Here is a 21,089-nt window from a genome sequence, read left to right on the forward strand (position 1 = left end):
ATGTCCGGACTCCGGGAACGCAAGAAGGCCGACACCCGGCGCGCGCTGAGCGACGCCGCGCTGCACCTGGCGCTGACCCAGGGCTTCGACTCCGTCACCCGCGAAGCCATCGCCTCCCTGGCCGGTGTCTCGCTGCGGACGTTCAACAACTACTTCGCCGGCAAGTACGAGGCGCTCGCCTACCGCATCACCCAGCGCATGCAGCGCAGCGTCGCCGCGTTCCGCGCCCGCCCCGCCCACGAACCGCTGTGGACGGCGATCACCGAGGCGCTGGTCGGCACCATCGAGGAGGACCTCGGTACTCCCGCCCATCCCGAGGCGCACGCCGACCGCGCCGAACTCGCCGAGATCCGCACCCTGCTGCTTACCCCCGAGGTGCGCCACGCCATCCCTCGAGACCTGACCGACGACTGGATCGTCGCCATCGCCGAACGCACCGGCACCGACCCCGAACGCGACCTCTACCCGCGCCTCGTCGCGGCCGTCCTGCGCGCGGTCGGCGATGCGGCCATGGAGACCTACGCCCGGGCCGACCCGCCGGTGCCCTACCCGACACTGCTGCGCGAGGCCCTGGCGGCCGTCGGTGACGGCTTCGCCCCACCCCACGAAGGGACCACACCATGACCGATTCCAGGACCGACTCCGAGACCGCCGCCGTGGTCATCTCCGGTGCCGGCCCCAACGGCCTGCTGCTCGCCTGCGAGCTCGCCCTCGCCGGCGTGCGGCCCGTCGTCCTGGAGCGCGCGCCCGGCCCCAGCGGCGAGCTGAAGGCCAATGGTCTGGTGGGGCAGATCATCCGGCAGCTCGACATGCGCGGGCTGTACGCCGCCTTCAGCGGCGCGTCCACCCCGCCGGAGCCGTCCGCCGGGTGGATCTTCGCCGGCATGGGGCTCGACTTCGCCGACCTGCCCGAAAACCCCATGCACGTGCTGCCGATCTCCCAGCCGGAGATCACCCGCCTGCTCGCCGCGCGCGCCGCCGACCTCGGCATCGACGTCCGCTGGGGCCACGAACTGCTCGACGTCGTCCCGCGCGCGGACGGCGTCGCGGTGCGAGTCGCCGCCCGCGGCGCCGAATACCACCTCGACGCCGACTGGCTTGTCGGCGCCGACGGCGGCCGCAGCCCGGTCCGCAAGGCGGCGGGCATCGGCTTCCCTGGCAGCACCACCAAGATGGTCGCGCGCATCGCCCACGTGTCGCTGCCGGACGGCATGCTGGGCGCCGACGGCAGCGTCGACGTTCCCGATTTCGGTCGGATCCCGTTCGGGCACAACCGGTTCGACACCGGCGGCGTCATGCTGTTCGCCCGCGAACCCGGGCGCTTGATGGTCGGCACCATGGAGTTCGGGCAGGCGCCCGACGGCACGCCCGACGAGATGTCGATCGGGGAGCTGCGGAGCAGCCTGCGGCGGGTGCTCGGCGTCGACGTGCCGATCGCCGCGCCGGACTACCCCGGGCCGCACGTCATGCGCCGCATCGCCGGGCAGAACACGCGGCAGGCCGAGCGCTACCGGGCCGGGCGCATCCTGCTCGTCGGCGACGCTGCCCACGTGCACTCCGCCATGGGTGGGCCGGGTCTGAACCTCGGCATGCAGGACGTGTTCAACCTCGGCTGGAAACTCGCCGCCGTCGTGGACGGCCGGATGCCCGCGGACCTGCTCGACAGCTACACCGCCGAACGCTTCCCGGTCGGCGAGCGGGTCATGATGCACTCTCGCGCGCAGCTCGCCCTGATGGCGCCCGGACCCGAAGTCCACTCCCTGCGAACGCTGTTCGGTGAGTTGATCGGGTCGGTCGACGCGCGCTCGCACCTGGCCGGCCTGCTCGCGGGCTCCGACGTCCGCTACGACATGGGCAGCGGGGATCACCCGCTGATCGGATACATGATCCCCGACCTGGTGCTCGACGACGGCCGCCGTGTGGTCGAGCTGCTGCGCGCCGGACGGCCGGTCCTGCTCGACCTGGCCGGTGAGTTCACGGCGCCCACCGACCGGGTGGACGTCGTGCGCGGCCGGCTGACGAAAACGGCACCGAGCCGAGAAAACCTGTCGGGCATGCTCATTCGTCCCGACGGTTACGTGGCGTGGGCCGCCGACGGTCGCGACGCACCCGGGCTCGACGCCGCGCTGCGCGGCTGGTGCGGCGTCGAGGTCAGCTCAGCGTCGCCCGCACGCACACCGTGACGTAGGGCAGTGCCAGCCCCGTGGAGTTGGCCAGCGCCGGATGGGTCGCCAGCAGCTCACGCACCCGGTCGAGGGTGCGGATGCGTACCTCGTCGGGCGAGGTGATGCAGTAGCTGCGGGAGGCGACCAGATCGATGAGGGCCTGCGGCGTCAGGTAACTCGTCCACTCGACCTGATGGCGCCGCAGGTCGGTGAACGCGCCGGGCAGCGACACCGTCTGACTGAACGGGTCGACCTCGTGGCCGATGATCCGGCCGAGGTCCTTCACCCAGCCGAGCCGCTCATCGCGGTTGTTCCACACCAGCCCCAGCGTCCCGCCGGGGCGCAGCACCCGCGCGACCTCCTTGACCGCCAGCTCGGGATCGAACCAGTGCCACGCCTGAGCCACCAGCACCGCGTCGACGCTGTCGTCGGGCAGCGGAATCTCCTCGGCGGTGCCGAGCAGCGCGGGCGTGTCCGGCAGCGACGCACTGAGCACCTCGAGCATGCCCTGGTCGGGGTCCACGGCGGTGACGTCGAGGCCGCGCTCGACGAGCCGCACGGTCAACTTGCCGGTGCCGGCGCCCAGGTCGAGCACGTGCCGGGCACCGTCGGGCAGCAGCCAGTCGATGGCTTCGGGCGGATAGGAGGGCCGGCCCCGCTCGTAGGCGGCCGCGGCCGCGCCGAACGACACCGACTGCTCGCGTCGATCCTCGGTCGTCACCGGGACGCCAGCTCCAGCGTTTGGCGGATCAGCGCGCCGACCGTGTCGGTCTCCACCAGGAAGCCGTCGTGGCCGAACTTCGAGTCGACCACGTGCAGCCCGTCGCAGCGGGGCAGCAGGTCGGCGATCTCCTGCTGCAGGCGCAGCGGATACAGCCGGTCGGTGGTGATGCCGCCGACGACGACGGGCACGTCGCAGTTGCCGAGTGCCGTGCGAAGCCCGCCGCGGCCACGACCGACGTCGTGACTGCTCAAGGCATCCGACAGCGCGACGTAGGTGCCGGGATCGAAGCGCGCGGCCAGCTTGCCGCCCTGGTGCTCGAGGTAGCTCTGCACCGCGTAGCGACCGCCCTCTCCCGGCCGCTCGGCACCCTGGGCGTCGTTGCCGAACCGCTCGTCGAGTTCCTCCTCGCCGCGGTAGGTGAGGTGCGCGAAGCGCCGCGCGATCTCCATGCCGGTGTGCGGCGCCCGGCCGGTGCCGTAGTAGTCCCCACCCTGCCAGTCCGGATCGGCCTTGATGGCCGAGACCTGGCTGGACTGGGTACCGATCTGATCGGCGGTGGCGCGTGCGCCGACCGCGAGAACCAATGCGGCGCCGACGGTCTCGGGATGGCCGACCACCCACTCCAACGCGCGGGCACCGCCCATCGAGCCGCCCACCACGGCGGCCACCCGTGTGATGCCGAGCGCGGCGAGCGCCGCGAGGTCCGCAGCCACCTGGTCGCGCACGGTGATGGCCGGGAAGCGCGAGCCGTACGGCTTGCCGTCCGGCGCCGGCGAACCCGGTCCGGTCGAGCCGCGGCAGCCGCCGAGCACGTTCGTGGCGATGGCGCACCACCGGTCGGTGTCGATCGGTGCGCCCGGGCCGGCGACGCCGTCCCACCAGCCCGGCGTCGGGTGATCGGGTCCGGCGGGTCCGGTGATGTGCGAGTCGCCGGTCAGGGCGTGCAGCACCACCACGACGTTGTCGCGGGCGGGGGACAGTTCACCCCAGCGCTGGAAGGCGATCGAGACGTCCTCGAGCACGGCGCCGCTCTCCAGGGTGAGCGGGCCGATGTCGACGACGCCGATCTCGCCGTGGGCGGGCAGCAGGTTGTTGGAGACGTCGACGACGGTCACACCGAGGCCACCGTCCGGCCGATGCCACCGAGCGCCTTCGCGGCGGCGAACCCGCGCTCCAGGTCGGCGAGGATGTCGTCGATGCCCTCGATGCCGACCGAGAGTCGCACCAGGCCCGGCGTCACGCCGGTGGTCAGCTGTTCGGCGGCGGTGAGCTGCTGGTGGGTGGTCGACGCCGGGTGGATCACCAGCGACCGCACGTCGCCGATGTTCGCGACGTGGCTGTGCAGGGTCAGCGCGTTGACGAACGCCTTGCCCGCCTCGGCGCCGCCCGCCAGCTCGAAGGCCAGCACCGCGCCGGTGCCGCGGGGCGCGAGTTCGCGGCCGCGCCGGTACCACGGCGAGGACGGCAGCCCCGCGTAGTTCACCGAGGTGACGCCGTCGTGCGCCTCGAGGTACTCGGCGACCCGCTGCGCGTTGGCGACGTGCCGCTCGAGGCGCAGGCTCAGCGTCTCCAGGCCCTGGGCGATGAGGAACGCGTTGAACGGCGCGGCCGCCGAACCCAGGTCGCGCAGCAGCTGTACGGGGGCCTTGAGCGCGTAGGCCGGCGGGCCGAGTTCGGCGAAGACCACGCCGTGGTAGCTCGGGTCCGGGATCGTGAACCCGGGGAAGTTGCCGTTGGTCCAGTCGAACCGTCCCGAGTCGACGAGCACGCCGGCGATCGCCGAGCCGTGGCCGCCGAGGTACTTGGTGGCCGAGTGCACCACGATGTCGGCGCCGTGCGCAATCGGCTGGATGAGGTACGGCGTCGCGATGGTGTTGTCGACGATCAGGGGCACGCCGCTGTCGTGCGCGACGCCGGCGACGCCGGGGATGTCGAGCACGTCGATCTGCGGGTTCGAGATCGTCTCACCGAAGAACGCCTTGGTGTTCGGCCGCACCGCCGCCCGCCACGACTCGAGGTCGTCGGCGTCGTCGACGAAGCTGACCTCGATGCCGAGCTTGGGCAGCGAGTAGTGGAAGAGGTTGTAGGTGCCGCCGTAGAGCCGGGGGGAGGACACGATGTGATCGCCGGCGGCGGCCAGGTTGAGGATCGCGAACGTCGCGGCCGCCTGCCCGGAGGCCAGGAACAGCGCCGCCACGCCGCCCTCGAGCGCGGCGATGCGCTGCTCGACGACGTCGTTGGTCGGGTTCATGATGCGGGTGTAGATGTTGCCGGTCTCGGCGAGCCCGAACAGCGCCGCGGCGTGATCGGTGTCCCGGAACGTGTACGACGTCGTCTGGTAGATCGGCAGGGCCCGGGCGTTGGTCGCCCCGTCGGGGGTCTGGCCGGCGTGGATCTGCTTGGTCTCGAACGCCCAGCCGGCGGTCGGGTCATCCACGTCGTTTTCGGACGGGGTGTTCTCGGGCGTGCTCACGGGGCACCGACCTCCATCTGTGTTGGGGGCCCGTCACCGCGGACCCGCGCTTGCCGGTGTCCGTTTCTCGGACACTCAACCTGGTCTCTTCACCCGGGGCACCCCACCGCGGTTGGAGGGTTGCCGGCCAGCGAGCCGGGGCTTGACGCTGGCACTCATGACCGCTTCGGATGCTAGCTCACCCCGGCCGTCCGGTGCCAGCGGGTTGAGCGCGGCGACGCGGTCGGGGGCGACCACTGACGGGGAGGTCAGGGGCGCGTAGGTTCGTAGTCGACTCATCTGATGGGTGACTTCATGACCAACCGACCGTGACGCCGGGAGATGCCACAGTGACCGAGGGTGCGACGCAGCCGACCATCATCTACACGCTGACCGACGAGGCGCCGCTGCTGGCGACCTACGGGTTCCTGCCGGTGATCCGCACGTTCGCCGACGCGGCCGGCATCGACGTCAAGACCAGTGACATCTCCGTCGCCGCGCGCATCCTCGCGGAGTTCGGCGACCGGCTGACCGACGAGCAGCGCGTGCCGGACAACCTCGCCGAACTCGGCGAGCTGACCCAGTCGCCGGACGCCAACATCATCAAGCTCCCCAACATCAGCGCCTCGGTGCCACAGCTGCTCGCCGCCATCAAGGAACTCAAGGCCAAGGGCTACGACCTGCCGGACTGGGTGGGCGAACCGAAGAACGACGAGGAGCGCGTCACCAAGGAGCGCTACGCCAAGGTGCTCGGCTCGGCGGTCAATCCCGTTCTGCGCGAAGGCAACTCAGACCGGCGCGCCCCCAAGGCGGTCAAGGAGTACGCCCGCAAGCACCCGCACAGCATGGGCGAGTGGTCCCAGGCGTCGCGCACCCACGTCGCGACCATGAAGGGCGGCGACTTCTACCACGGCGAGAAGTCGATGACCCTGGACAAGGCGCGCACCGTGAAGATGGTGCTGACCCCCTCCGGAAAGGACGGGGCAAGTGAGCCGATCGTGCTCAAGCCCGAGGTGAAGCTCGACGAGGGCGACGTCATCGACTCGATGTTCATGTCCAAGAAGGCGCTGTGCGACTTCTACGAGGAGCAGATCGAGGACGCGTACTCCACCGGCGTGATGTTCTCGCTGCACGTCAAGGCGACCATGATGAAGGTCAGCCACCCGATCGTCTTCGGTCACGCGGTGAAGGTGTTCTACAAGGAGGCCTTCGCCAAGCACCAGGAGCTGTTCGACGAGCTGGGCGTCAACGTGAACAACGGCCTCAGCGACCTCTACGACAAGATCGAGTCGCTGCCGGCGTCGCAGCGCGAGGAGATCGTCCGCGACCTGCACGCGGTGCACGAGCACCGGCCGGAGTTGGCGATGGTGGACTCGGCGCGCGGCATCACCAACTTCCACTCACCGAGCGACGTCATCGTCGACGCGTCGATGCCCGCCATGATCCGCCTCGGCGGCAAGATGTACGGCGCCGACGGCCGCACGAAGGACACCAAGGCGGTGAACCCCGAGTCGACGTTCAGCCGGATCTACCAGGAGATGATCAACTTCTGCAAGACCCACGGCCAGTTCGACCCGACCACCATGGGCACGGTGCCGAACGTCGGCCTTATGGCGCAGAAGGCCGAGGAGTACGGCAGCCACGACAAGACGTTCGAGATCCCGACCGACGGCGTCGCCGACATCGTCGACGTCGAGACCGGCGAGGTGCTGCTGACCCAGAACGTCGAGACCGGCGACATCTGGCGCATGCCGATCGTCAAGGACGCCGCGATCCGCGACTGGGTGAAGCTGGCCGTCAACCGGGCGCGCCTGTCCGGCATGACGACGGTGTTCTGGCTCGACGACGAGCGGCCGCACGAGAACGAGCTGCGCAAGAAGGTCAAGGAGTACCTCAAGGACGAGGACACCGAGGGCCTGGACATCACGATCCTGCCGCAGGTGTGGGCCATGCGGTACACCCTCGAGCGGGTGATCCGCGGTCAGGACACCATCGCCGCGACCGGCAACATCCTGCGCGACTACCTCACCGACCTCTTCCCGATCCTGGAGCTGGGCACCAGCGCCAAGATGCTGTCGATCGTGCCGTTGATGGCCGGTGGCGGCCTGTACGAGACCGGTGCCGGCGGCTCGGCGCCCAAGCACGTCAGCCAGCTGCTCGAGGAGAACCACCTGCGCTGGGACTCTCTCGGGGAGTTCCTCGCCATCGGCGCCAGCCTCGAGGACATGGGCAACAAGACCGACAACCCCAAGGCCAAGGTGCTCGGTCAGACGTTGGACACCGCCGTGGGCAAGCTGCTCGACGAGAACAAGAGCCCGTCGCGCAAGACCGGCGAGCTGGACAACCGCGGCAGCCAGTTCTACCTCGCCATGTACTGGGCGCAGGCGCTCGCCGACCAGACCGAGGACGCCGAACTCGCCGAGCACTTCGCGCCGCTGGCCAAGACGCTCGCCGAGAACGAGGACACCATCGTCGCCGAGCTGAACGAGGTGCAGGGCCGCAACGTCGACATCGGCGGCTACTACTACCCGGACCCGGAGAAGACCGCCGAGGTCATGCGGCCCAGCAAGACGTTCAACGCCGCGCTGGACTCCGCGACGAGCTAACCCGCGGGCGTCTCGCGCTGCGGCTCGGTGTGCGCGTCGATGAAGTCGGCGATCAGCTCCGTGACGCGGCCGGGCGCCTCCAGCATCGGGATGTGCCCGAGGCCCTCGAGACGGGTGACCGTCGCGTCGGTGGGCAGGTTCTCGACGAAGTACTTGGTGCCGCGCGGGCTGGGGAAGACGCGGTCCTTCTCGCACAGCACCAGGTGCGTCGGGACGCCGACGGTGGCGAGTTCGAGCAGGCCGGGCAGGCGCAGGGTCTTCACCAGCAGCTGCACGTAGGCCGTGCAGTGCGTCGCGTCCTCGACCAGCGCGACCAGGTCGGGCTGGCTGGGGCCGTCGGCGGGACCGCTGACCGGCAGCGTCGCCAGGCGGCGGACACCGGGGAAGTCGAGGATGCGCGGGCCGATCAGCCGCGCCGCGATCAGCGCGGGACCGCCGAGCAGGAACTTCAGCACCGTCTCGTACTTGGTGGCGGAGTGCTGGCCCCAGCCGCCTGCCGGGGCGATGCCGGTGAGGGTGCGGGCGCGCCCCCGCCGCTCGAGTTCGAAGGCGACCCAGCCGCCGAGCGAGTTGCCGACGATGTGCGCGGTGTCCCAGCCCAGCTCGTCCATGCGGCGCTCGACGTCGTCGACCAGCGCCGAGGTCTCCAGCAACCAGGTGCCGGACTTCCGGCCGCCGTTGTGGCCGGGCATGGTCGGGGCGAACACCTCGAAGCGGCCGGTGTCGGCGAGTTGGTCGGCGACCGTGCCCCACACGTTCTGCGAGCACAGGAACGGGTGCAGCAGCACCACCGGCTCGCCGGTGCCGACGTGGATGGGAGCGCGTTCAGGCATGCGGCGACAGTAAGGGTGATACCGCCGGTACCGCAAGGTCGCCGCGTGCCGCCGAGGAGGGTGGGCCGCTGGGGAAGGTGGCCGGGCGTCGCGTCGGCGTGTCGCTCCTCCGAACCGTCTCTCGTCCGGGAGGCGTCAATCGGAGTTGACATGTCAACCGGTGTTGACGACTGGCGGCGCAGGGATGGCTGGGGAGCGCGGGCGGTCTGTCGGTGGACGCCACCATGCTGAGTCGATGGCGAGCGGGGGAACGACCGGGTCCGGCGAAGCGACATCGGAACCGTGGTGGGTGAGCGATCCGGATGTCATTGCCATGCGGCAACGCGGCATGGAGGAACTCTTCGGTGCCGCCCCGCGCGAGGACGACACGCGGCCGTACGAGGACGATACGCGGCCGTGCGAGGACGTCGCGCGGCCGTGCGAGGTGCTCGGCGACGTCCTGACGGGGGCCTGCCGCCGCGGGCTCGCCACGGCGCGCGATCGCCTGGACGAGGCCAAGCGCGACTATGCGGAGGCGGTGCTCGCGGCGCGCCGGGCGGGCTTCTCCTGGGGCGAGATCGGCAGCGTCCTCGGCGTCTCCCGGCAGGCGCTGCACCGCCGGTTCGGCGTCGGCGACTAGCGCTGGATAGGGTCTGCGGCTGATGAATTCGATGACCGTCAGCACCATCAACGTCAACGGGATCCGCGCCGCGGTCAAGGAGCGCTCGCCGGAGAACCTCGGCCTGCTGCCGTGGTTGACGACCACCACCGCCGACGTCGTCTGCCTGCAGGAGACCCGCGCCGACGACGATCAGCTCACCGAGGCGCTGGCACCGGCACTGGCCGACGGGTGGCACCTGGCGTCGGCGGACCCGCACCTGAAGGGCCGCAACGGCGTCGCCGTGCTGAGCCGCCACCCGGTCACCCGCACCCGGATCGGCCCGGGCGCCGACGAGTTCGCCGCCCACGGCCGTTACCTCGAGGTCGACACCGGCGGCCTCACGGTCGCCAGCGTCTACATCCCGACCGGTGAGGCCGAGACCGACCGCCAGCTCGAGAAGGAACGCTTCATGGCCGCCGTCGCTGCGCGGATGGCGGAGTTGCGACGCGACCAACGCGACGCCGTGGTGTGCGGCGACTGGAACATCGGTCATACCGAGTTGGACATCAAGGCGTGGAAGGCCAACCGCAAGAAGTCCGGCTTCCTGCCGGAGGAACGCCAGTGGCTTACCACCCTGTTGGCGAGCGGCTGGGTCGACGTCGTGCGCGTACTGCACCCCGACGTGCCCGGGCCGTACAGCTGGTGGTCGTGGCGGGGCAAGGCGTTCGACAACGACGCCGGCTGGCGCATCGACTACCAGCTCGCCACCGAGGGGCTCGCCGGTCGCGTCCGCTCGGCGCGCGTCGAGCGGGCGGAGGCCTACGCGCTGCGCTGGTCGGATCACGCCCCGGTGACCGTCGAGTACGGCGAGTGAGAGGATCGGGTTCATCATGAGCACTCAGCCCGTCGTCTTCTCCGGCGTTCAGCCCACCTCCGATTCGATGCACCTCGGCAACGCGCTCGGGGCCGTCGAGCAGTGGGTGGGCCTGCAGGACGACTACGACGCCTACTTCTGCGTGGTCGATCTGCACGCCATCACCATCGCCCAGGACCCCGCGACGCTGCGGCGGCGCACGCTGCTGACCGCGGCGCAGTACCTGGCGCTGGGCATCGACCCCGCCCGGTCCACCGTGCTGGTGCAGAGCCACGTGCCTGCGCACGCCGAATTGTCTTGGGTGCTGGGCTGTTTCACCGGATTCGGGCAGGCGTCGCGGATGACGCAGTTCAAGGACAAGTCGCAGAAGGAGGGCACCGACGCCACCACCGTCGGCCTGTTCACCTACCCGGTGCTGATGGCCGCCGACGTCCTGCTCTACGACACCAACCAGGTACCCGTCGGCGAGGACCAGCGCCAGCACCTCGAGTTGGCGCGCGACGTCGCGCAGCGGTTCAACGCCCGCTTCCCGGACACGTTCGTCGTGCCCGAGGCGATGATTCCCAAGGCGACCGCCAAGATCTACGACCTGCAGGACCCCACGGCCAAGATGAGCAAGTCGGCGGCCACCGACGCAGGCCTCATCAGCCTGCTCGACGACCCGAAGAAGACCGCGAAGAAGATCCGCTCGGCGGTGACCGACAGTGAGCGCGAGATCCGCTTCGACCGCGACGCCAAGCCCGGCGTGTCGAACCTGCTGACCATCCAGTCGGCGGTGACGGGCACCGACGTCGACACCCTGGTCGCGGGCTACGCCGGTCGCGGCTACGGCGACCTGAAGACCGAGACCGCCGACGCCGTCGTCGAGTACGTCACCCCGATCAAGGCGAGGGTCGACGAGATGCTGGCCGACACCGCCGAACTCGAACGCATCCTGGCGGCCGGGGCCGACCGCGCCAACGAGGTGTCTGCCAGGACGCTGCAGCGGGTATATGACAGATTGGGTTTCCTCCAGCGGCGCGGGTGACCGGCGTGACCGGGCGGCGCGGCTGGGGCACCGACCATGGACCCATACCCGCGGCGCAGGAGGCCGGATGACCGAACCCGCGGAACCGGGCCTGCTGGACCGGTACCGGGCCAGGTACCGCTGGCTGGACCGCACGTTGGTGGCCCAGGAGCGCTACCAGAAGAGCAAGGGCGACTTCTTCGCCGCGGGCATCACGTACTTCACCGTGTTCGCGCTCTTCCCCCTGCTCATGGTCACGTTCGCCGGCGCGGGCTTCGTGCTCGCGAACGACGCCGCGCTGCTGGCGCAGGTGGAGAACCAGATCCGCTCGACGGTGTCCGGCGACATCAGCGACCAGCTGATCAAGCTGATGGACAGCGCCATCGAATCCCGCACTTCGGTGGGTGTCATCGGTCTGCTCACGGCCGCGTGGGCGGGACTCGGGTGGATGGCCAACCTGCGCGAGGCGCTGTCGGAGATGTGGTTGCAGCGCCGCGAGGCCGGGAACTTCCTGCGCACCAAGCTCAGCGACCTGCTGGCGCTGGTGTCGACGTTCGCGGCCCTCGTCGTCACGCTGGCGCTCACGGCGGTGGGCAGCTCCGGGCTGCTGCGCACCGTGCTCGAGTTCTTCGGACTGCAGGACGTGCCCGGCGCCGGAGTCGCGCTGTTCCTGGCGTCGCTGGCGTTGTCGCTGCTGGTGTCGTGGATGCTCTTCACCTGGATCATCGCCCGGCTCCCTCGGGAATCGGTGAGCTTCCGCAGCTCGGTGCGCGCCGGCCTGCTGGCCGCGGTCGGCTTCGAGATCTTCAAGCAGGTGGCGTCGATCTACCTGCAGTCGATCGTGACCGGCCCGGCCGGCGCGACGTTCGGCCCGGTGCTCGGTCTGATGGTGTTCGCGTACGTCACGTCGCGGCTCGTCCTGTTCGCGACCGCGTGGGCGGCGACGTCGAAGGAGAACCTCGCCGCGGCTCCGGTGGAGGCGCCCGGCCCGGTACGCGTCACCACGCGCGTGCAGACCCGCTCGGGCCTCGGTCCTGCCGGAGCCATCACCGCGGCGGCCGCCGGAGCGCTTGGCGCGCTGGGCTTCTCGCGGCTGATGCGGCGACGCTAGCCGGCCGACCGCCGGTTCAGCGACCTGGCGGCCATGATGAGCGCAAACACGATCAGCGAGCCGACCACGCCGACGCCGACGCGCACCGGGGTGGCGTCCTCGGGCGGCAGCGCCGCGGCGAGGTCCTTGGCGGCGTCCAGCGTCGACAGCTCCTCGGGGTCCTTCGGCAGCAGCGACGGATCCGGTTCGATCAGCGTGCCGACCTTGGTGCCGGGCGGAGACGCGAACCCGTAGTCGAGCAGCCGGGCGGCCTGCTCCCACGGCGCGATCGGCTGCCGGGTGCCCTTGAGCAGCACCGCCACCAGGCGGCGGCCGTCGCGGTTGGCGGCGCCGACGAACGTCTGGCCGGCGTCGTCGGTGTAGCCCGTCTTGCCGCCCATCGCGCCGTCGTAGTTGTCCAGCAGCTTGTTGTCGTTCTCGAGTTCGTACTCCGGCAGCTGGTACTTGCGCGTCGCGACGATGTCGGTGAAGACCTTGTTCTGCCAGGCGTACCGGTAGAACAGGCCGATGTCGTAGGCCGACGTGCTCATGCCCGGCCCGTCCAGGCCCGACGGCGTCGCCGCGCGGGTGTCGCGGCCGCCGAGCTTGCGGGCCAGATCGTTGATCTTGCCGAGCGCGGCGTCCATGCCGCCGAGTTGGCCGGCCAGCGCGTGCGCGGCGTCGTTGCCGGAGTGCATCAGCAGACCGTGCAGCAGGTCGTTGACGGTGTAGACGCTGCCGTCCTTCACGCCGATGCGGGTGCCCTCGGCCGACGCGTCGTCGGCCGTGCCGATCACCTGCTTGTTGAGCGGCAGGTCCTTGACCGACTGCATGGCGACGAGCACCTTGATGATGCTCGCCGGGCGGTGCCGGCCGTGCGGGTCGCGCGCGGCGATGATGTCGCCGGAGTCCAGGTCGGCCACCAGCCAGGCCTCGGCCGATACGTCCCCGGGCACCGGTGCCGCGCCCGGCGCCACCACGATGCCGCAGCCCCCGAGCGCGTCGCCGCCGAGTGGCTCGGCGGGCACCGGCAGCGGTTCGGGCGGCGGGCCGGCCTTGGGCACCTCGGAGTCGTCGACGGCCGGCGGGGTGGCCACCTTGTAGGGGCAGGGGTCCGGGTCCGCCGATGCGGTCGGCGTGCCGATCACGGCGGGGGCGACGGCGACGACGGCGGTCGCCGCCAGGCAGGCGAGGCGTCGCACGACCGATCCGGAGTGAGCCATGGTGTGAGCAGATTACGAGCCACCGGGTGGGAAACCGGGGAGGCACGCTGTGACCGCCGCGACGAATGTGGCCACTGGGACGGGACGCCGCGATGGCCGGCCGTCCCGGCTGCTTAGACGTCGACGTAGCCCAGCGCGGCGAACTCGATGGTCGACATCCACAGCCGCCCGCCGGATTCCACGACGCCGGTGACGCCGCCGAAGTCGGGCCGCGACGTGCGCACGCCGCCGACCACCGAGCCGTCCTCCGGGTCGAAGGCGACGACCCAGATCTCCGGCTGCACCTTGGGCTGCAAGCGCTTGGGCAGCCGCCAGATCACCTGCCGCAGCCACGGCGCGCGCGGCATCAGGCTCTCGGCGGCCGGGTTGGCCGGCGTCACCAGCGCCGTCCAGATGCGCCCGTCGGCGCCGGTGGAGATGTTGTCGGGCATGCCGGGCAGGTGGACGGCGAGCGGCGTGACGCTGCCCGCCCGCGGGCCGGTGAGCCAGTACTTCGACAGGCGGCGGCCGACGGTCTCGGCGACGACGAGCGCCGAGCCGTCGGCGGTGACGGTGACCCCGTTGGCGAAGTAGAGGCCGTCGAGGACGGTGGTGACGGTGCCGTCGGGGTCCAGCCGGTACAGCCCGCCGGTGCCGCGGGCCTCGAGCACGGCTCCGAGGAAGTGCTCGAAGTGGAAGTCGCTGGTCGACTCGGTGAACCAGATGGTGCCGTCGTCGGTCTCGGTCACGTTGGAGCAGAACCGCAGTGGCCGCCCGTCGATGGCGCTCACCAGCACCCGCAGGGCCTCGCTGTCGGGGTCGAGCGCCAGGAGCCCGCGGTGGCTGTCGCAGATCAGCACCCGGCCGTCGCGGGCGACGTGCAGGCCGAGCGGGCGGCCGCCGGTGGTGGCGACGACCGTCTGGTCGCTGCCGTCAGGTGCGCACCGCACGATCCGTCCGTCGACCAACCCCGTCCACAGGCGCCCGGCGGCGTCGACGACGACGTCCTCGGGTCCGTGACCGGCGACCGGCACCACCGTGACCGGTGGTGCCGGCTGCTCGGGCAGCGGGTCGATCGGTGGCGGCTGCCAGCGGACGGGGTGGATCGGCGGCTTCATCGCGTCGACGATATCGCCGCGACCTACAGCATGCTGCTGGCTCGGCCCAGGACGTCGCGCAGGATCTCGTAGATGGCGTCGAACTCCGGCTGGCCGCTGATCAGCGGCGGTGCCAGCTGCACGACTGGGTCGCCACGGTCGTCGGCGCGGCAGTACAGCCCGGCCTCGAACAGCGCCGGGGTGAGGAAGCCGCGCAGCAGCCGCTCGCACTCCTCGTCGTTGAACGTCTCCTTGGTGGCCTTGTCCTTGACGAGTTCGATGCCGTAGAAGTAGCCCTCGCCGCGGACGTCGCCGACGATCGGAAGCTCCAGCAGCTTCTCCAACGTGGCGCGGAACGCCGGGGCGTTCTCCTTGACGTGGTCGTTGAGGCCCTCGCGCTCGAAGATGTCGAGGTTGGCCAGCGCCACCGCCGACGACACCGGGTGCCCGCCGAAGGTGTAGCCGTGCCCGAACACCGTCTGCCCGTCGTTGAACGGTTCGAACAGCCGGTCGCTGGCGATCATCGCGCCGATCGGGGAGTAGCCCGACGTCAGGCCCTTGGCGCACGTGATGATGTCGGGCGTGTAGCCGAAGTCGTTGCACGCGAACATCGAACCGATGCGGCCGTAGGCGCAGATGACCTCGTCGGAGACCAGCAGCACGTCGTAGGCGTCGCAGATCTCGCGGACGCGCTCGAAGTATCCGGGCGGCGGCGGGAAGCAGCCGCCGGCGTTCTGCACCGGTTCGAGGAACACGGCGGCGACGGTGTCGGGCCCCTCGAACTCGATCGCCTCGGCGATCCGGTCGGCGCAGTACCGGCCGAACGCCTTGGGGTCGGAGCTGAACTGCTCGGGCGCCCGGTAGAAGTTGGTGTTGGGCACGCGGAAGCCGCCGGGGGTCGGCGGATCGAACGGTGCCTTGAACGTCGGGATGCCGGTGATGGCCAGCGCCCCCTGCGGCGTGCCGTGGTAGGCGATGGACCGCGACATGACCTTGTACTTGCCCGGCTTGCCGGTCAGCTTGAAGTACTGCTTGGCCAGCTTCCAGGCGCTCTCCACGGCCTCGCCGCCACCGGTGGTGAAGAAGACGCGGTTCAGATCACCCGGGGTGTATCCGGCGAGGCGCTCGGCCAATTCGATGGCAGGCGGCGTCGCGAAGGACCACAGCGGGAAGAAGGCCAGCGACTCGGCCTGCTTGGCTGCGGCTTCGGCCAACTCGGCGCGGCCATGGCCGGCCTGCACCACGAACAGCCCGGAGAGGCCGTCGATGTACTTGTTGCCCTTGCTGTCCCAGATGTGGACGCCCTCACCCCGGGTGATCACCGTCGGGGTGATGCCTTCGCCGTGGCGGGCGAAGTGGCCCCACAGGTGGCGGTTGGCCTTGGCGTCGAGGTCGGTGGTGGATGTTTCGGAAGTTTCAGAGACGATTGTCATCGCGTGCCCCAATTGTATTGCTGCTTGACGAGTTTGAGATAGACCAAGGTTTCGGTGGATATCACTCCCGGTACGGCGCGGATCTTGGTGTTGAGCAGGTCGAGCAGGTCGCCGTCGTCCTCGCAGACCACTTCGACGATGGCGTCGAAGGAGCCGGCGGTGAGGACGACGTAGTCGACGGATTCGATGGCGGAGAGCTTCTCGGCGACCTTGGTGGTGTCGCCGGTGCAGCGGATGCCGATCATGGCCTGGCGGGCGAAGCCGAGCTGCATGGGGTCGGTGACGGCGACGATCTGCATGACGCCGGCGTCCACCATGCGCTGCACGCGCTGGCGGACCGCGGCCTCGCTCAGCCCGACGGCCTTGCCGATACCGGCGTAGGACCGTCGGCCGTCCTGCTGCAGCTTCTCGATGATCGCCTTGGACAGTTCGTCGAGCTGGTACGCCGCGCCCGGGCGCGAGTGGCTGATGCGGAGCGAGACAGCCTGGGCCCCGGGCTGGGCGTCAGGGGTGACCATGCTCACGATTGTGCACGGAATCCGTCATCCAGGGCAACCACACCGACGAAATCGTTCGTTTGGCCACGCCCGGGATGCGGGATGCGTAGCTGCTTCCTCGGCCGTTCACCTAGCCGCGCCGGTGTCCGAGGCGCTAGCGTGACGCCCATGGCTCAGACGGTGGCAGGCAGCTATCTCGACGGCAGCCCGGTGCGGACCGGCGGCGAGACGTTCGGCGTCGTGGACCCGGCGACGGGCCAGGTGGTCGCCGAGTACGCGCTGGCCACCCCTGCCGACGTCGACACCGCGGTCACCGCCGCACGCGCCGCGCTCGGTGGCTGGTCGTCGGCGACGCCCGCCGAACGCTCCACGGTGCTGGCCAAGCTGGCCGCCCTGGCGGGCGCGGCCAGCAAGGAGTTGGTCGCCGAGGAGGTCAGCCAGACCGGCAAGCCGGTGCGGTTGGCGACCGAGTTCGACGTCCCGGGCAGCGTCGACAACATCGACTTCTTCGCCGGCGCCGCGCGGCACCTCGAGGGCAAGGCCACCGCCGAGTACTCCGGCGACCACACCTCGAGCATCCGGCGCGAGGCCATCGGCGTCGTCGCCACCATCACCCCCTGGAACTACCCGTTGCAGATGGCGGTGTGGAAGGTGTTGCCGGCGTTGGCGGCCGGGTGCTCGGTGGTGATCAAGCCCGCCGAGATCACCCCGCTGACCACGCTGACGCTGGCCAGGTTGGCCACCGAGGCCGGCCTGCCCGACGGCGTCCTCAACGTCGTCACCGGTGCGGGCCACGACGTCGGCACGGCGCTCGCCGGCCACGCCGGGGTCGACCTCGTCACCTTCACCGGCTCCACGCCGGTGGGCCGCAAGGTGATGGCGGCGGCCGCCGCGCACGGGCATCGCACGCAGCTGGAGCTGGGAGGCAAGGCGCCGTTCGTCGTCTTCGCCGACGCCGACCTCGACGCCGCGATCCACGGCGCGGTCGCCGCATCGCTCATCAACACCGGGCAGGACTGCACGGCCGCCACCCGCGCGATCGTCGCCCGCGAGGTGTACGACGACTTCGTCGCCGGGGTGGGGGAGCTGATGGCGAAGGTCGTCGTGGGCGACCCGCACGACCCCGACACCGACCTCGGGCCGCTCATCACGACCGCGCACCGGGACAAGGTCGCGGGCATCGTGGCCCGCGCGCCCGGCGAGGGCGGCCGCATCGTCACCGGTGGCAGTGCGCCCGACCTGCCCGGAGCGTTCTACCGGCCGACGCTGATCGCCGACGTCGCCGAGTCGTCGGAGGCCTACCGCAGCGAGATCTTCGGGCCGGTGCTGACCGCACGGCCCTTCACCGACGACGACGACGCGCTGCGCCAGGCCAATGACACCGATTACGGGCTGGCGGCCTCGGCGTGGACGCGCGACGTCTACCGGGCGCAGCGCGCGTCGCGCGAGATCAGCGCCGGCTGCGTGTGGATCAACGACCACATCCCGATCATCAGCGAGATGCCGCACGGCGGCGTCGGCGCGTCGGGCTTTGGCAAGGACATGAGCGACTACTCGTTCGAGGAGTACCTCACCATCAAGCACGTGATGAGCGACATCACGGCGGTGGCCGAGAAGGACTGGCACCGGATCATCTTCAGCAAGCGGTGAGCGTGAGCCCGCTGGACGTCGTCGTCGTCGGCGCCGGGGCGTGGGGCCTGCCCGCGGCCGCCGAACTGGCACGGCGCGGGCACCGCGTCACACTCGTCGACCGCTACGGCCCGGCCAACGACCTCTCGTCGTCGCGCGGCCCGACGCGGCTGTGGCGGCTGGCCGATCCCGATCCGGCGCGCGTGCGGCTGTCCATGCGCGGTCTCGACGCGATGCGCCGGCTCACCGAGCGGGCGGGCGAGCCGGTGTATCTCACCCGCGGCATGCTGTGGCGCGACGACGAGTCGCTGCCGCCGTTGCTGGCGACGCTCGACGCGCTCGGCGTGGAGCACACGGCGGTGTCCGCCGCCGACGTCGACCGGTTCTTCCCGGGCCTGCGCCCCGATGGTCGTGACGCGGTGTGGCAGCCCGTGGCGGGCGTCGTGCTGGCCGCGGTGTCGCTGCGCGCACAGCTGCGTCTCTTCCAGAACCGTCCTGATGCAATGCTTCTCACCGGTGACGTCGTCGGCGTCGAGGCCACGGCGAGCGGGGTGCGCGTCGACCTCGGTGACGGCAGGTCGGTGCAGGCGGACGCCGCCGTGCTGGCCCCCGGGCCGGGCGCGGCGCCGCTGCTCGCCGGCCTCGGGATCGACGTCGCGCTGCACCCGTACCTCGAGCAGGTGGTGCACTTCGGCGACCCCGCCGCGCCGCACGCCGGCGACGACCTGCCCGGTCTGTTCGACGGGCCGGTCGGCGACCGGCCGGGCATCTACGCCATGCCGACGCCCGGCGTTGGCTACAAGGTGGGACTCGACCGGCCGTTGCGCGACTATGCCCCCGGCGACGTCGACCGCACGCCCGACGCGGGCCGCACGGCCGTGATCCGCGAGCGCGTTGCGGCCGACCTGCGTGCAGTCACGCCCACCGTGCTCGACGAACAGGTGTGCTCGTGGACCGATTCGCCGGACGGCCGGTTCGTGATCGACCGTCTCGAGGGCCCAATCGTGCTGGCGTGCGGCGATTCCGGTGAGGGCTTCAAGTTCTCGGCGCTGATGGGGGAGGTGCTCGCCGACCTCGTCGAGGACCGCCCCGTCGACGCCGACGTCGGGGCGCTGTCGCGGGCGCGGTTCGCCGGAGGCGTCCCCGATCGCGCCGGGCCGCACGTACTCGGCCGCCACTGAGTGACACAATCGCCGGTGTGAAGTACGGGCAGGCGTGGCGGTCGCCGGAGGTGGACTGGTCCTCGACCCGCGGCCGCATCCTGCTCGCGGCGTCGACGCTGTTCGCTCAGCGCGGCTACTTCGGCACGTCGACGCGCGACATCGCCGACGCCGTGGCGATCCGCCAACCCTCGCTGTTCCATCACTTCGAGGCCAAGCACGCCATCTTCCGCACGCTGGTGGAACTCGACCTCGGGCCGTCGATCCAACGGATCACGCAGCGCCTCGCCGAGGATTCGTCGTGGGGGGAGAAGCTGCACCTGGTGATCGCGTGCGACGTCCGCGAGGTGCTGGTGCAGCCCTTCGACGCGCGCGGCCTGTACCAGGACGCCGTGCTGGGCCTCGACGAATTCGCCGACGAGCGCGCGGGCATCGCGCTGTTCCATCGGCTCATCGCACGGGTGGTCCGCGGCGGGCGTGCCGCGGGCGAATTCGTGGACTTCGAACCGACGTTCGTGCAGCGCGCGATGAACGGCGTGCTGTTCGAGACGTTGCGCGAGCAGGGCGGCCCCGGCGGTCGCCTCCGTGGACGCCGGCCGCTGCAGGCCGCGGACTTCGTGGTGCGCGGCCTGCTGGCCGACCCGGCCGATCTGGACCGGATCCACGCCGCGACGCTGCGACGGCTCGACGAGCTGCCGACCGCCGCGGTCGTCTGACTCCGGGCGACGACCCGTGTAACAGCGGCGTGAATTTCCGCTGAAAAGGTGCCTATCGTTCGATAGGGTCCTATCGTCTGATAGGTCAGCGGCCGGCAAGCGTCGACGAAGCGTCTACTCGGCCGCCTCCCGTCCGATGGAGGAACCCATGAGTCGCAGCACCATCCACCTCGTCCGCGCGGCCGTCTGCTCGGCCGCGGCCATCCTCGCGATGACGGGGTGCTCGTCGTCGGACGACGCCGCATCCGGCGCGGAGCCGACCAAGTCCGGGCCGCCCAAGGTGGCCCCGCCGGCCGTTCTGCAGGCCGACACCCTGAAGATCTGCGCGCCGAACGACGGCACGCCGCCGAACGTCTACCACGACGCGTCCGGTGAACTCGTCGGCAGCGAGGTGGATCTCGGCAAGGCCCTCGCCGCGCAGCTGGGGCTGAACGCGCAGTTCGTCGAATCCTCCTTCGCCACGGTCATTCCCACGCTGCAGGCCAAGCAGTGCGACGTCATCATGGCCCAGCTCTACATCAAGCCCGAGCGCGAGAAGGTCGTCGACTTCGTGCCGTACGTGATGTCGGGCACCGGCATCGCGGTGTCGAAGGAGCATCCGGCGGCAATCACCGGCCTGGACGACAGTCTGTGCGGCAAGAAGGTCATCCTCGCGGTGGCCACCACCGCCGAGGCGTTGGCGCAGGAGCAGTCCGAGAAGTGCACGGCCGCAGGCAAGGCGCCGGTCGACATCACCCGCAGCAACCAGGCCGACGTGTCCATCCAGCAGGTGCAGAACGGACAGGTCGACGCCTTCATGGACACCGCCGAGACGCTCGGCTACTACGCCACCAAGACCGGTGCCCGGATCCAGTCGGTCGGCGACCCCTTCGGCACCATCCAGATCGGCGCGGCGACCCTCAAGGGCAACACCGCCCTGCACGACGCCCTCGCCGGTGCGCTCAGCGAGGTCGAGTCCAACGGCACCTACGGCAAGATCCTCGACGAGTGGGGCATGTCCGACCTGTCCATCGAGAGCTGACCGG

General features: G+C 70.6%; 19 protein-coding genes and 1 riboswitch. Of the genes, 11 read left to right on the top strand and 8 right to left on the bottom strand.

All coding sequences use genetic code 11. The features are described 5' to 3' along the window. On the top strand, positions 1-624 hold the full coding sequence (locus FZ046_RS12120; RefSeq protein WP_070352484.1) for an acyl-CoA-like ligand-binding transcription factor: 624 nt from the start codon (positions 1-3) through the stop codon (positions 622-624). Then, positions 621-2,183 (top strand): FAD-dependent monooxygenase, encoded by a 1,563-nt coding sequence (locus FZ046_RS12125; RefSeq protein WP_070352456.1) that lies wholly within the window; start codon positions 621-623, stop codon positions 2,181-2,183. The genes FZ046_RS12120 and FZ046_RS12125 overlap by 4 nt, the downstream gene beginning before the upstream one ends. On the opposite strand, the gene FZ046_RS12130 is transcribed toward FZ046_RS12125, so the two are convergent. From FZ046_RS12130 to FZ046_RS12140, 3 genes are read right to left on the bottom strand one after another with little or no spacing between them, the layout of a single operon-like run. Further along, a complete protein-coding gene (locus FZ046_RS12130) occupies positions 2,152-2,886 on the bottom strand; it encodes a class I SAM-dependent methyltransferase (protein WP_070352455.1) in 735 nt (244 codons plus the stop codon). The two genes, FZ046_RS12125 and FZ046_RS12130, sit on opposite strands and share 32 nt — an antisense overlap. Continuing rightward, positions 2,883-4,004, bottom strand: coding sequence for a homoserine O-acetyltransferase MetX (metX, locus tag FZ046_RS12135; RefSeq protein ID WP_070352454.1), 1,122 nt, complete (start codon positions 4,002-4,004; stop codon positions 2,883-2,885). Before metX ends, FZ046_RS12130 begins: the two co-directional genes overlap by 4 nt. After that, complete coding sequence (locus tag FZ046_RS12140; RefSeq protein WP_328514366.1) at positions 4,001-5,362, bottom strand: bifunctional o-acetylhomoserine/o-acetylserine sulfhydrylase; 1,362 nt, start codon at positions 5,360-5,362, stop codon at positions 4,001-4,003. Before FZ046_RS12140 ends, metX begins: the two co-directional genes overlap by 4 nt. A 41-nt stretch (positions 5,363-5,403) precedes the next feature. After that, positions 5,404-5,525, bottom strand: a riboswitch (SAM riboswitch). A gap of 166 nt (positions 5,526-5,691) precedes the next feature. On the opposite strand from FZ046_RS12140, the gene FZ046_RS12145 reads away from it, so the two are divergent. Then, entirely contained in the window at positions 5,692-7,947 is a 2,256-nt protein-coding gene (locus FZ046_RS12145; protein WP_070352453.1) for an NADP-dependent isocitrate dehydrogenase, read from the top strand. On the opposite strand, the gene FZ046_RS12150 is transcribed toward FZ046_RS12145, so the two are convergent. After that, positions 7,944-8,780: an epoxide hydrolase EphH gene (locus FZ046_RS12150; protein ID WP_070352452.1), complete on the bottom strand. Its 837-nt coding sequence runs from the start codon at positions 8,778-8,780 to the stop codon at positions 7,944-7,946. The two genes, FZ046_RS12145 and FZ046_RS12150, sit on opposite strands and share 4 nt — an antisense overlap. Before the next feature lie 289 nt (positions 8,781-9,069). Here FZ046_RS12150 and FZ046_RS27865 point away from each other — a divergent pair, with 289 nt between their 5' ends. The 4 genes from FZ046_RS27865 (at position 9,070) to yhjD (ending at position 12,351) form a co-directional block, all read left to right on the top strand. Then, positions 9,070-9,399: a hypothetical protein gene (locus tag FZ046_RS27865; protein WP_246182972.1), complete on the top strand. Its 330-nt coding sequence runs from the start codon at positions 9,070-9,072 to the stop codon at positions 9,397-9,399. A gap of 31 nt (positions 9,400-9,430) precedes the next feature. Then, complete coding sequence (locus FZ046_RS12160; protein WP_070352481.1) at positions 9,431-10,234, top strand: exodeoxyribonuclease III; 804 nt, start codon at positions 9,431-9,433, stop codon at positions 10,232-10,234. A 16-nt stretch (positions 10,235-10,250) separates the two neighbouring features. After that, positions 10,251-11,261: a tryptophan--tRNA ligase gene (gene trpS / locus FZ046_RS12165; RefSeq protein WP_070352451.1), complete on the top strand. Its 1,011-nt coding sequence runs from the start codon at positions 10,251-10,253 to the stop codon at positions 11,259-11,261. A 67-nt stretch (positions 11,262-11,328) separates the two neighbouring features. After that, positions 11,329-12,351: an inner membrane protein YhjD gene (gene yhjD / locus FZ046_RS12170; RefSeq protein WP_070352450.1), complete on the top strand. Its 1,023-nt coding sequence runs from the start codon at positions 11,329-11,331 to the stop codon at positions 12,349-12,351. On the opposite strand, the gene FZ046_RS12175 is transcribed toward yhjD, so the two are convergent. The 4 genes from FZ046_RS12175 to FZ046_RS12190 all read right to left on the bottom strand — a co-directional run bounded on the left by FZ046_RS12175 (position 12,348) and on the right by FZ046_RS12190 (position 16,580). Further along, positions 12,348-13,553 (bottom strand): D-alanyl-D-alanine carboxypeptidase family protein, encoded by a 1,206-nt coding sequence (locus FZ046_RS12175; RefSeq protein WP_070352449.1) that lies wholly within the window; start codon positions 13,551-13,553, stop codon positions 12,348-12,350. The two genes, yhjD and FZ046_RS12175, sit on opposite strands and share 4 nt — an antisense overlap. Positions 13,554-13,666: 113 nt before the next feature. After that, positions 13,667-14,650, bottom strand: coding sequence for an SMP-30/gluconolactonase/LRE family protein (locus FZ046_RS12180; RefSeq protein WP_070352448.1), 984 nt, complete (start codon positions 14,648-14,650; stop codon positions 13,667-13,669). A 23-nt stretch (positions 14,651-14,673) separates the two neighbouring features. Next, positions 14,674-16,062 (bottom strand): aspartate aminotransferase family protein, encoded by a 1,389-nt coding sequence (locus FZ046_RS12185; protein ID WP_070352447.1) that lies wholly within the window; start codon positions 16,060-16,062, stop codon positions 14,674-14,676. Further along, complete coding sequence (locus tag FZ046_RS12190) at positions 16,059-16,580, bottom strand: Lrp/AsnC family transcriptional regulator (RefSeq protein ID WP_070352446.1); 522 nt, start codon at positions 16,578-16,580, stop codon at positions 16,059-16,061. The genes FZ046_RS12185 and FZ046_RS12190 overlap by 4 nt, the downstream gene beginning before the upstream one ends. 147 nt (positions 16,581-16,727) lie before the next feature. On the opposite strand from FZ046_RS12190, the gene FZ046_RS12200 reads away from it, so the two are divergent. From FZ046_RS12200 to FZ046_RS12215, 4 genes are all read left to right on the top strand, one after another. Continuing rightward, positions 16,728-18,209 carry a gamma-aminobutyraldehyde dehydrogenase gene (locus tag FZ046_RS12200; protein WP_070352480.1) on the top strand — a complete coding sequence of 494 codons (1,482 nt, stop codon included), beginning with the start codon at positions 16,728-16,730 and terminating at the stop codon, positions 18,207-18,209. A 2-nt stretch (positions 18,210-18,211) separates the two neighbouring features. Continuing rightward, positions 18,212-19,369 (top strand): FAD-dependent oxidoreductase, encoded by a 1,158-nt coding sequence (locus tag FZ046_RS12205; RefSeq protein WP_070352479.1) that lies wholly within the window; start codon positions 18,212-18,214, stop codon positions 19,367-19,369. Between the two features lie 17 nt (positions 19,370-19,386). Beyond that, entirely contained in the window at positions 19,387-20,064 is a 678-nt protein-coding gene (locus FZ046_RS12210) for a TetR/AcrR family transcriptional regulator (protein ID WP_070352445.1), read from the top strand. A gap of 148 nt (positions 20,065-20,212) precedes the next feature. Next, positions 20,213-21,085 carry an ABC transporter substrate-binding protein gene (locus FZ046_RS12215; RefSeq protein ID WP_070352478.1) on the top strand — a complete coding sequence of 291 codons (873 nt, stop codon included), beginning with the start codon at positions 20,213-20,215 and terminating at the stop codon, positions 21,083-21,085. The last annotated feature ends 4 nt before the right edge of the window (positions 21,086-21,089 follow it).

It is taken from the genome of Mycolicibacterium grossiae (genome assembly GCF_008329645.1).
Lineage (GTDB): Bacteria > Actinomycetota > Actinomycetes > Mycobacteriales > Mycobacteriaceae > Mycobacterium > Mycobacterium grossiae.

What these genes read in the sequence shown, in the direction of transcription:
- yhjD (WP_070352450.1), top strand. Translation starts at nt 11,329, where the DNA reads ATGACCGAACCCGCGGAACCGGGCCTGCTGGACCGGTACCGGGCCAGG.
- FZ046_RS12125 (WP_070352456.1), top strand. Translation starts at nt 621, where the DNA reads ATGACCGATTCCAGGACCGACTCCGAGACCGCCGCCGTGGTCATCTCC.
- FZ046_RS12185 (WP_070352447.1), bottom strand. Translation starts at nt 16,062, where the DNA reads ATGACAATCGTCTCTGAAACTTCCGAAACATCCACCACCGACCTCGAC.
- FZ046_RS12200 (WP_070352480.1), top strand. Translation starts at nt 16,728, where the DNA reads ATGGCTCAGACGGTGGCAGGCAGCTATCTCGACGGCAGCCCGGTGCGG.
- FZ046_RS12215 (WP_070352478.1), top strand. Translation starts at nt 20,213, where the DNA reads ATGAGTCGCAGCACCATCCACCTCGTCCGCGCGGCCGTCTGCTCGGCC.
- FZ046_RS12160 (WP_070352481.1), top strand. Translation starts at nt 9,431, where the DNA reads ATGACCGTCAGCACCATCAACGTCAACGGGATCCGCGCCGCGGTCAAG.
- FZ046_RS12175 (WP_070352449.1), bottom strand. Translation starts at nt 13,553, where the DNA reads ATGGCTCACTCCGGATCGGTCGTGCGACGCCTCGCCTGCCTGGCGGCG.
- FZ046_RS12180 (WP_070352448.1), bottom strand. Translation starts at nt 14,650, where the DNA reads ATGAAGCCGCCGATCCACCCCGTCCGCTGGCAGCCGCCACCGATCGAC.
- trpS (WP_070352451.1), top strand. Translation starts at nt 10,251, where the DNA reads ATGAGCACTCAGCCCGTCGTCTTCTCCGGCGTTCAGCCCACCTCCGAT.
- FZ046_RS12120 (WP_070352484.1), top strand. Translation starts at nt 1, where the DNA reads ATGTCCGGACTCCGGGAACGCAAGAAGGCCGACACCCGGCGCGCGCTG.
- FZ046_RS12150 (WP_070352452.1), bottom strand. Translation starts at nt 8,780, where the DNA reads ATGCCTGAACGCGCTCCCATCCACGTCGGCACCGGCGAGCCGGTGGTG.
- FZ046_RS12190 (WP_070352446.1), bottom strand. Translation starts at nt 16,580, where the DNA reads ATGGTCACCCCTGACGCCCAGCCCGGGGCCCAGGCTGTCTCGCTCCGC.